The organism is Streptomyces oceani (assembly GCF_001751245.1).
GTDB lineage: Bacteria > Actinomycetota > Actinomycetes > Streptomycetales > Streptomycetaceae > Streptomyces > Streptomyces oceani.
Window position 1 is genome coordinate 1 of sequence record NZ_LJGU01000058.1, and the last position, 520, is coordinate 520.

Genomic DNA, 520 nt, shown 5'->3' on the forward strand with positions numbered 1-520 from the left:
CGACCTCGGCCAAGATTGTGGTGGCGGGTGGCTTCGGCGTGGGCAAGACGACCTTCGTCGGTGCTGTCTCGGAGATCAATCCGCTGCGTACCGAGGCTGTGATGACCTCTGCTTCGGCGGGGATCGATGATTTGACGCATACGGCGGATAAGTCGACCACGACGGTGGCGATGGACTTCGGTCGGATCACCCTGGATCAGGATCTGATTCTGTATCTGTTCGGTACGCCGGGGCAGGACCGGTTCTGGTTCATGTGGGATGACCTGGTGCGGGGCGCGATCGGTGCGGTGGTGTTGGTCGATACGCGGCGGTTGGCGGACTGTTTCCCGGCGGTGGACTACTTCGAGAACTCGGGGTTGCCGTTCGTGATCGCGTTGAACGGGTTTGACGGGCATCAGCCGTATGCGCCGGAGGAGGTGCGGGAGGCGTTGCAGATCGGTCCGGACGCGCCGATCATCACGACGGACGCGCGGCATCGGGCGGACGCCAAGAGCGGGTTGATCACCCTGGTCGAGCACGC

At 63.7% G+C, this 520-nt stretch carries 1 protein-coding gene; it reads left to right on the forward strand.

Features of this window, described 5'->3' with window-relative positions:
* A partial coding sequence (locus AN216_RS00270; protein ID WP_070194532.1) for a GTP-binding protein occupies window positions 1–520 on the forward strand: 520 nt, incomplete at both ends.